Below are 9093 nucleotides of genomic sequence, written 5' to 3' on the forward strand. Positions count from 1 at the left end.
AGCGGCGCGCCAAGGCCGCGGTTCCCACCATCGAAAAGGCAACATCGGGTCATGCAGCACACAACAGAAGACGCCCTCTACACGCTGTCGAACGTCGATTTCGAGATCGGCGGCAAGCAACTGCTGCACGACATCTCGCTCAGCATCGGCACGGGCGAGGTGGTCGGGCTGATCGGCCATAACGGCTCGGGCAAGACCTCGCTGATCCGGCTGCTCGCGCGGCTGCATCAGCCGACGCGCGGCACCATCGAGTTCGGCGGCGAGCGGCTCGCCAGCTGGCCGCACCGCAGCTTCGCGCAGCAGGTCGCGCATCTGCCGCAATACACGCCGGCCACCGACGGCCTGCTGGTCCGCGAACTGGTCGCGCTCGGGCGCTATCCGTGGCATGGCGCGCTCGGGCGCTTCACGGCGGAGGACCAGCGGCTGGTGGACGAGGCGATGACCTGGACCGATGTCGCGCATTACGCCGACAGACCCGTCGACAGTCTCTCGGGCGGCGAGCGCCAGCGCGTGTGGCTCGCGATGCTGATCGCGCAGAACAGCCGCTGCGTGCTGCTCGACGAGCCGACTTCGGCGCTCGACATCAGCCATCAGCTCGAAGTGCTCGGCCTCGTGCGCAAGCTGTGCGACGAGCGCGGCATGACGGCGGTGATCGTGCTGCACGACGTCAACATGGCGACGCGTTTCTGCACGCAACTGGTCTCGCTGCGCGGCGGCAAGCTGCTGATGCAGACCAGCCCGGCCGAGACCATGCGTCCCGATGTGCTGCAAGCCATCTACGGCGTTCCGATGGGCGTCATGACCGATGCCGTCAGCGGTCATCTGATCGGATTCCCGCGATGAAGCGCGTTGCTTTGAACCGACGTCGCTGGCTCGCGACGGCGTTTGCCATGACGGCGGGGCTCGCCGCGCCATCGGTGTTCGCCGCTGAAAGTGCCACGCCGCGCCGCATCGTCACGATGAACTGGGAACTGACCGAAACGCTGCTGGCGCTGGGCGTCGCGCCGGTCGGCACGTCGTTGCCGAACTGGTATCGCACGACCATCGTGCAGCCGCCGCTGCCGCAGGGCGTCGCCGATATCGGCTTGCTCTATCAGCCGAACTTCGACGTGCTGCGCATGCTCCACCCCGACCTGTTCGTCATCACGGTCGAACACGCGCCGGCGAAACCGTCGCTGGAGCGGCTTGCACCGACCATCACGCTCGGCACGTACATGTCGAACCCCGCGCCCTACGCCGCCTTGTGCGCCGAAACCGCCGAACTGGCCACGCGCCTGCAACTTCCGGCACGCGCGGCCGCGCTGATCGGCGCGGCGCAGCGCACGGCGGACGCGGTGCGGGCGCGGATCGGCGCGCGGCCGGCGCTGACCGCGGCGCCGGTGATCGTCGCGGATCTGGTCGACGACCGGCATCTGCGCGTCTACGGCCAAGGCAGTCTCTTCGACGCGATGCTCACGAAGCTCGGCGTCGTCAACGCCGTGAATCCGCCTGCGGGCGGCCGCGTGTGGGCCACGCAGGTGGGCGCGGCGATGGTGCCGCTGCAACGGCTGGTGGACGTGCAGCAGGCGAGCCTGCTGCTGGTCGGGCCGGTGGCGGCGCCGGTCGTCGCGCAGCTCGGCTCGAATGAGATCTGGCAGGCGCTGCCGGCGGTGCGCTCGAAGCGCGTCGCCAAGCTGCCCGTGATCGCGCCCTACGGCGGACTTGTCTCGATGCAGCGCTTCGCGCACGCCATCGACGACGCCCTCACCCTGATTGCGGCGGGAGGCGGCGGTGTCGCGTGACATGACGGCGGTATCCGGACCGCGCGCGCCGCGCGATTTCCGCGTGGCGCTGGTCGGCGTGCTCGGGCTGGTGGCGTTGTGCCTGTCGATTGCCGGCATCCACGGCGAACTGAGCGGCGCATCGTTCTGGTCGACGCTCTTCACGCCCGACCGCACCGACCTGCATCAGGTGCTGGTGCGCGACAGCATGTTGCCGCGCATCGCCATGACGCTGCTATGCGGCAGCGCGCTCGCGCTGGCCGGCACGCTCGCACAGCAGGTTCTGCGCAATCCGCTCGCGGAGCCGATGACGCTCGGCATCTTCCCCGGCGCCTATCTCGCGCTGATGCTCGCCGAACTGTGGGCGCCTTCGCTGCTGGCGAGCGGACGCATGGCCGTCGCGCTCGGCGGCGGCGCGCTGGCGATGACACTCGTGTTCGCGCTCGCGTGGCGGCAGCGGATGTCGTCGCTGGCGGTGATCCTGTCGGGCATGATCGTCAATCTCTATTGCGGCGCGATTGCGCTCGGCATCACGCTCGCGCACTTCGACCTGATGCGCGGCCTGATGATCTGGGGCGGCGGCGCGCTCGACCAGACCGGCTGGCACGAGAGCGCGCGGTTGTTCGTCGGCGTGCTCGGGTGCTTCGTGCTGACGGCCTTCATGCTGCGTCCGCTCGGCGTGTTCGAGGCCGGCGATTCGACCGTGCAGGGACTGGGCATCGCACTGCAGCGCACGCGATTCGCGGCCTTGCTGATCGCCGTGGTGCTGACTGCGTGCGTGGTGTCGGCGGTGGGCGTGATCGGCTTCGTCGGACTGGCCGCGCCGACGCTCGCGCGGCTCGCGGGCGCGCGGCGGCTGCGTCAGCGGCTCGTGTGGGCGCCGTGTCTCGGCGCCGTGCTGCTCTGGTGCACCGATGAAATCGTCCGCGTGATCGCATCGGGCGAACTGTTCTCGGCGCATCTGGTGCCGACGGGCACCGTCACCTCCTTGCTCGGCGTGCCGCTGCTGCTCGCGCTGCTGCCGCGTCTGCGCACCCAGCCGGACCTGCATGCGGCGGCCGTCGCGCATGCACCGCCCGCGAAGCTGGAGCGCCGCCTGCCGTGGGCGTGCGCCGCGCTCGTGGCGGTGCTGGTGCTGTCGTTCTGTGTGTCGCGCGGACTCGACGGCTGGCGCTTTGCCAGCCGCAGCGATCTCGACGCGCTGATGTTCTGGCGCCTGCCGCATACCGTCGCGGCGCTCGCTGCGGGCGTGCTGCTCGCGGTCGCGGGCACGCTGATCCAGCGCGTCACCGCCAATCCGATGGCCAGCCCCGACCTGCTCGGCGTGAGTTCGGGCGGGGCGCTCGGCATCGTGGTCGTGTTGTTCGCGGGTTTGACGCCGTCGCCGGGCGTGCTGTTCGCCGGCTGCCTCGCGGGCGCGATCGTCACGCTGGCGCTGCTGCTGTGGCTCGGATCGAAGGCCGCGTTCGCGCCAGAACGGCTGCTGCTGATCGGCGTGGCCATCAGCGCGCTGTTTCAGGCCGTGGTCGGCGCGCTGCTCGCAAGCGGCGATCCGCGCGGCGGCATGCTGATGAACTTCATCATCGGCTCGACCTATTACGTCGAAGCGTCGTCCGCCTACACGGCCGCCGCCATCGCCGTGCTCGGGCTGGCGCTCGCGCCGCTGCTGTCGCGCTGGCTGGAGGCGCTCGGACTCGGCACCCACATGGCCGAGGGACTCGGCGTGCCCGTCACGCGCGCGCGCTTTGCCATCCTGATCGTGGCGGCGCTGCTGACGGCGGCATCGACGTTGATTGTCGGACCCTTGTCGTTCGTCGGCCTGATCGCGCCGCATGTCGCGCGCTATTCGGGCGCGCGCCGTCCCGGCGTGCAGATCTTCGTCGCCGCGATCTTCGGTGCGCTGCTGATGGGCTTCGCGGAATGGCTCGGCCGCCAGCTCATGTTCCCCGAGGAAATGCCCGCGGGTCTGGTCGCGACGCTCATTGGCGGGCCTTATCTGATCGCGCTGACGCTGCGCAAATCCGTGTCAGCTACGTGACGAATCTCTCCCGCGCAGGGGATTAGCACGTCGGCTTTTTGAAAGCAAGACATAAACTGTGTCAAGGCTTGCAAATGCGAATCATTCTTGTATAGTGTCGATGTCGAGACGGAAGCGCGCCAGAATTTCACGCCGTCTCGTCACGTCGATGACGTGTTCAGCATTCAGCATGACCTGCGCGCGACGCTGTTCCCGGCCATGACGGACAGACGTGCACGCTGTTCGTCGGGCGCCTCGCTGTATCTCCAGATTCTCAACTTGGCAATCCTGAACACGTCCATCGATGCGATGGGCGCCAGGGTTTTCCACGAGTCTTCTTCGGGTCTTCAACGGGTTTCCACCATCAGGCAGATGCGATCAGCACAATGAATAACAACAGACAACGGCGCCGCGCACCGCGGCCCAACCACCGCTTGCCCGTCCGATCGGGACTCACGCCCATTGCGCTGGCGCTGGTCGCCATGTGGGGCACGTCCGCGCATGCGCAACAAGCCACGGACGCGCAGCCGTCGAATCGCAATCTGCCAGCCATCGAAGTGAATGCCACGCCGGATGCCACCACGGAAGGCAGCGGCACGTATTCCGGCCGCACGGCGACTGTCGCGGGCAAGACGGAGCAGTCCATCAAGGAGATTCCGGCATCGGTGTCGGTGCTGACGCGCCAGCGCATGGACGACCAGAACCTGACGACCATCCAGGACGCGCTCAAATACGTGACCGGCGTGGAGTCGGTGGATTACGGCGACGGCACCGCCTACTACAAGGCGCGCGGCAACTTCCTGGGCGTGCAGTTCGACGGCGTGTCGACGCCGGGCGGCCTCCAATATCTGCAGCAGTTCGACCTCGCGATGTACGACCGCATCGAAGTGTTGCGCGGCCCGACTGGCGTGATGGACGGTGTGACGGATCCGGGCGGCACGGTGAACTTCGTGCGCAAGCGTCCGCAGGACACCTTCCATGTGGCGACGGAAACGCAGGTCGGCTCGTTCGGCAGCTTCCGCCAGATGATCGACGTGACCGGCCCGCTGAACAAGGACGGCTCGCTGCGCGGCCGCGCGGTGCTGGTGGGCAGCGACGGCTTGCAGTCGGTGGATGGCACGCGCCAGAAGGAAGTGATGGCGTACGGCGCCATCGACTACGATTTCAACCCGCGCACCACGTTGTCGCTGTCGGCGGCGTATCAGGTCAACCCGATCAGCGGCATCGATTACGGCGTGAGCGGCGTGACCGATCCGGACGGCAATCTGCTCGGCCGATTGCAGAGTTCGTACACGCAGAACTTCAGCCCGAGCTGGAACTACTCGTACAGCGCGATGGAAGAGGTCAACGGCAATCTCGTGCATCGCTTCGAGAACGGCTGGAAGTCCAACACGACGCTGTTCTATCGCCATCTGCTGACGAAGGCCGACTATGCGTACGCGGGTCCGGGCACGACCGCGGACGGATTGAGTTTCTACGGCGAGCAACGCCAGCGCAACACCTATAACTGGTGGGGCGCGGATACCAACGTGAGTGGCCCGATCCGCGCGTTCGGCCAGACCCATACGCTGACGATCGGTGCGAACTATTCGCTGCAGACGGGCACCGCGGATTCGGGTTTTGCTGCGCTGAACGGTCCGTTCGACGGCCAGACTTTCAACGTATTCGATCCGAACGCCGTGCCGAAAACGGACGTGCCGTTCACTTTCGGATCGAACAACCGCACCGAGCAGTACGGCATTTACGCGCAGGCGCGCATCAAGCTGCTGACGCCGTTGACGCTCGTGCTCGGCGCGCGTGAAGCCTTCCTGCAGGAAACGTCCCAGTCCACGCTTCCGACCGTCGAGGACTGGAGCACGCAGGCGCAGGTCAATCACCGTTTCCTGCCGAGCGCGGGGCTCGTGTATGACATCACGCGCTCGATGACGGCTTACGCAAGTTATTCCCGCTTCCTGACCGCGCAAACCGCGCTCACCTATACGGGCGGACTGTTGCCCCCGCGCTCCGGCGAGCAATACGAAGTCGGCCTGAAGACCAGCTTCCTGAACAACCGGCTGACGACCACGGCGGCGGCGTTCCACATCAACGACAACAACCGCGCGATCACCGACCCGAACAATCCGACCGGCTCGATCGCGGGCGGCAAGTCGACGGACGAAGGTTTCGAGTTCGAGATCGCGGGCCAGCCGTTGGCGAACTGGAACGTGTATGCGGGCTACACGTACCTGAACGTCAACTATGAAAACGATCAGCCGGATCTGACGACCGGCACCGATCCGAAGCATCTGTTCAAGCTGTGGACGAACTACCTGTTCACCCAGGGCACACTGCGCGGCTTCTCGGTGGGCGGGGGCATGCTGGCGCAGACGCGCATTTCGCGCGGCGTCGAGCAGGGCGCATACGCGATCTTCAACGCGCAGATGGGCTATCAGTTCAACAAGCACCTTCAGGCGTCGCTCAACCTGAACAACATCTTCAACCGCGATTACTACATTCGTCCGCCGGGCACTTTCTTCAGCGAGTTCGGTCAGCGTCGCAATGTGATGTTGACGGTCCGGTCGGACTTTTAAAAGCGCGTCGAGCCGGCATGCCGCGACATGCCGGCCGACACGCAGCAGCAGATCCCATCCGGCGAGCCGTGCGCGGACGGCACGGCTCAACACACGGGCGCAACACGTTTCTCTCATCTTCAGTGAGTCAGCCGCAGGAATACGATCATGACGCAACCCTCGTCTTCATTGTTTGACTTCTCACCGTTCGCGGGCCAGAGCGAACGCTATGTCGGCCTCATCAAGCAGTTCGCCGCCGCGCAGCCGTTTCGCAGCGCGGAGGTCAGCGAACTGGTGCTCGACGACGACTACCATCGCCGGCCGCTGCGCCCCGAAGACTTCGAGTTCCTCAAGTTCGCGAAGCCGGTGCGCCCGCATAACGTGAGCCGCCTGCCTGCGCTGGCATCGAACCGTACCTTGCTGTCGATCTACGAACTGGGCACGGCGCGTCTGCCGGCCTCGGCCGCGCCCGCCGACTGGCAACGCTTCGTCGAGTTCTATGGCGAAGAGGCGCAGGTGCTCGGCGCACAGATTGCGCCGTTCCTCGAAGCGTACGCGTTCGAGTATCTGTGCCAGGAGCAGACCGCTCCCGGGCAGGCTTCGGATGCGACGCAAGGACTCGCCCGCATCCTCGATGCCGAACTGCAGTTCTGGGATCAAACGTTTGCGCGGCTGATGCGCAACGATTACCTCGAGGAAGGCTTGCGTTTCATCATGGTGCAGCGCTGGTCGCTGGCGCCGTCGAAGCAGCGCGCGCTGGCGCGGGCGGCGGCGAGCGGCCTGTTCGACATGCTTCCCGCCGACCAGCGTCCCGCACCCGACACCGATGCAACCGATGCCGCGCTGTACGCGAAAGTGGCGGCATCGTGCGGCGTGACGCGCCAGCAGCATGCGTACTGGCAGTTCTATCTGCCGACCAGCCTGGCCAAGTGCAACCTGCTGTATGCGCTCGCGCGCCGGCCGGATCGCGCGTTCGGGCTGGTGGGCGCGGCGTTCGCGGCGGAAGCGGAAGCGCTGGCATTCAGCATCGCGCTCGAACGCGCCTGTGCGCATCTGAAGCCTGCGAACCGTAGCAACGATGATGCGCAGTCGCGCAAGGATTCACTGTTGCGGCGCGGCGCGCAGGCGCTCGAAACGATCGGCGCGGCCTACGGTGCCTCTGCCGTGGCGATGACCGCGCAAGGCATGGCTGCCGGCGAACGGCTGGCCGAACGCGCGCGCTGGGATCTCGGCGAACAATTGCTGTGGCTGTCGTCGATCCGTCATTACGTGGCGTTCGCGCACCGCATCAGCACGCGTATCGACGCCGAATGTCCGGACATCGATCGCGAGACCTTCATCGAGCCGCATGAGATGTGCTCGACCACGCACGTTCACAACGATCACCGGCTCGTGACCATCCAGGAAGGCGAGATGCTCTTCTGGGGCAATCTCGGCATGCAGCTGAAGATGAACGAGGGCGACATGGTGCTGATTCCCGATGGCCGTCTGCATGGCTCGACGGTGGTATCGGGCGAATGCACCTATCACCAGCCGATCATTCCCGACGACTGGGTCCGCGCGCTGGTTGCGGAGCTCGACGCGAAGGCGTCGGCCTGAACGAAAAGCATCATCCCAGAGCGTCCGGCACAGGACGCCTGTTTCCCTGCAAGAAACGCTTTCATCGACGAGCCGCGGCGTCTGCGGCTCGCGCGCGCGTTCGCCCGTGCAAGAGGCAGGGGCGCGCGTGAAGAACGAGGATATCGACGATGCAAAGGAACGAGGAAACAGTGGACGATCAAGCAAAGAGCGTCAATGCTGAAACGCAAGCGGGCGCGCCCGCAGGCAGCGGGTTCGATCCGGGCGACTGGAAGAGCCGCATCATCGCCGGGCGCGCCACGGGTGCGGAGGTGCAGCCGCCCGCGTGGCTGGATGCCTCTTACGAGACGCTGCGCGCGCAGGTCATGGATCCGGCTTATCCGTGCTTCTTCGGCACGATGGCCGAGAAGCGCGGCGAGATGTTCTATTCGTATGTGAACGGCAAGGACATCGGCCAGCTTGCCGCGACCATGCAGACCTTCGCGGAACTGGTCTCGCTGCCGGAGTATCGCAAGAACAATATTGCGGTGTTCTTCGAGCCGGATGCCGAGCCGCTCTCGCACGACGCCTATCACGCACTGTTCTGGAAGATCCTCCAGCATCTGCACGATGTCGATCCGGACCCGCACGCGGACGCGCAGCCGGAGCCGTCGAGCGAGGACTGGGAGTTCTCCTTCGCGGGTGTGGAGACCTTCGTGGTGTGCGCGTGCCCGTCGTTCCGCGCGCGGCACAGCCGCAATCTCGGTCCGGGCATGGTGCTGCTGTTCCAGCCGCGCAGCGTGTTCGTCGACACGATCACCAACAAGGTCATCGGCCGCGAGGCGCGCAATCAGGTGCGCAAGCGTCTGGAGACCTGGGACGAGATCGGCGCGCATCCGGATCTCGGTTTCTTCGGCGATCCGGGCAATCTCGAATGGAAGCAATACTTCCTCGACGATGCCAACACCCCCGCCGACGACCGTTGTCCGTTCCTCAAGCGCAAGCGCATGGCGCAGCAGGAAGCGCCTGTCGTGGAGACGCGCAAGCCGCCCGCCGATCCCGCGCGCCCGACGTGGTGGCAGCCGCGGCCCGTGTCGCCGGACGAGGCGCGTTATCCGCTGCGTCCGGTGCATCTCGAAGTGGAGCGGCACGCGGTGTCGTACGGCGAGCGGACGGTGCGCGAGTATGACGAGGACTGAGGCGTAATGGC

Annotated in this window: 6 protein-coding genes; all 6 read left to right on the top strand. The window is 66.2% G+C overall.

The features are described 5' to 3' along the window. Positions 1-51 precede the first annotated feature (51 nt). Positions 52-843: an ATP-binding cassette domain-containing protein gene (locus QCE62_RS17110; protein ID WP_309920732.1), complete on the top strand. Its 792-nt coding sequence runs from the start codon at positions 52-54 to the stop codon at positions 841-843. Further along, complete coding sequence (locus QCE62_RS17115) at positions 840-1781, top strand: ABC transporter substrate-binding protein (protein ID WP_309920735.1); 942 nt, start codon at positions 840-842, stop codon at positions 1779-1781. Before QCE62_RS17110 ends, QCE62_RS17115 begins: the two co-directional genes overlap by 4 nt. Beyond that, positions 1771-3798, top strand: coding sequence for a Fe(3+)-hydroxamate ABC transporter permease FhuB (gene fhuB / locus QCE62_RS17120; protein ID WP_309920737.1), 2028 nt, complete (start codon positions 1771-1773; stop codon positions 3796-3798). Before QCE62_RS17115 ends, fhuB begins: the two co-directional genes overlap by 11 nt. Before the next feature lie 413 nt (positions 3799-4211). After that, positions 4212-6347, top strand: coding sequence for a TonB-dependent siderophore receptor (locus QCE62_RS17125; protein WP_309920739.1), 2136 nt, complete (start codon positions 4212-4214; stop codon positions 6345-6347). A gap of 147 nt (positions 6348-6494) precedes the next feature. Further along, the gene (locus QCE62_RS17130) at positions 6495-7925 is read left to right on the top strand and encodes a peptide synthetase (protein ID WP_309920741.1); all 1431 of its coding nucleotides are present in this window, start codon (positions 6495-6497) and stop codon (positions 7923-7925) included. Between the two features lie 170 nt (positions 7926-8095). After that, entirely contained in the window at positions 8096-9082 is a 987-nt protein-coding gene (locus QCE62_RS17135; protein ID WP_409017866.1) for a YqcI/YcgG family protein, read from the top strand. The last annotated feature ends 11 nt before the right edge of the window (positions 9083-9093 follow it).

The sequence above is a fragment of the Caballeronia sp. LZ033 genome (assembly GCF_031451265.1).
GTDB lineage: Bacteria > Pseudomonadota > Gammaproteobacteria > Burkholderiales > Burkholderiaceae > Caballeronia.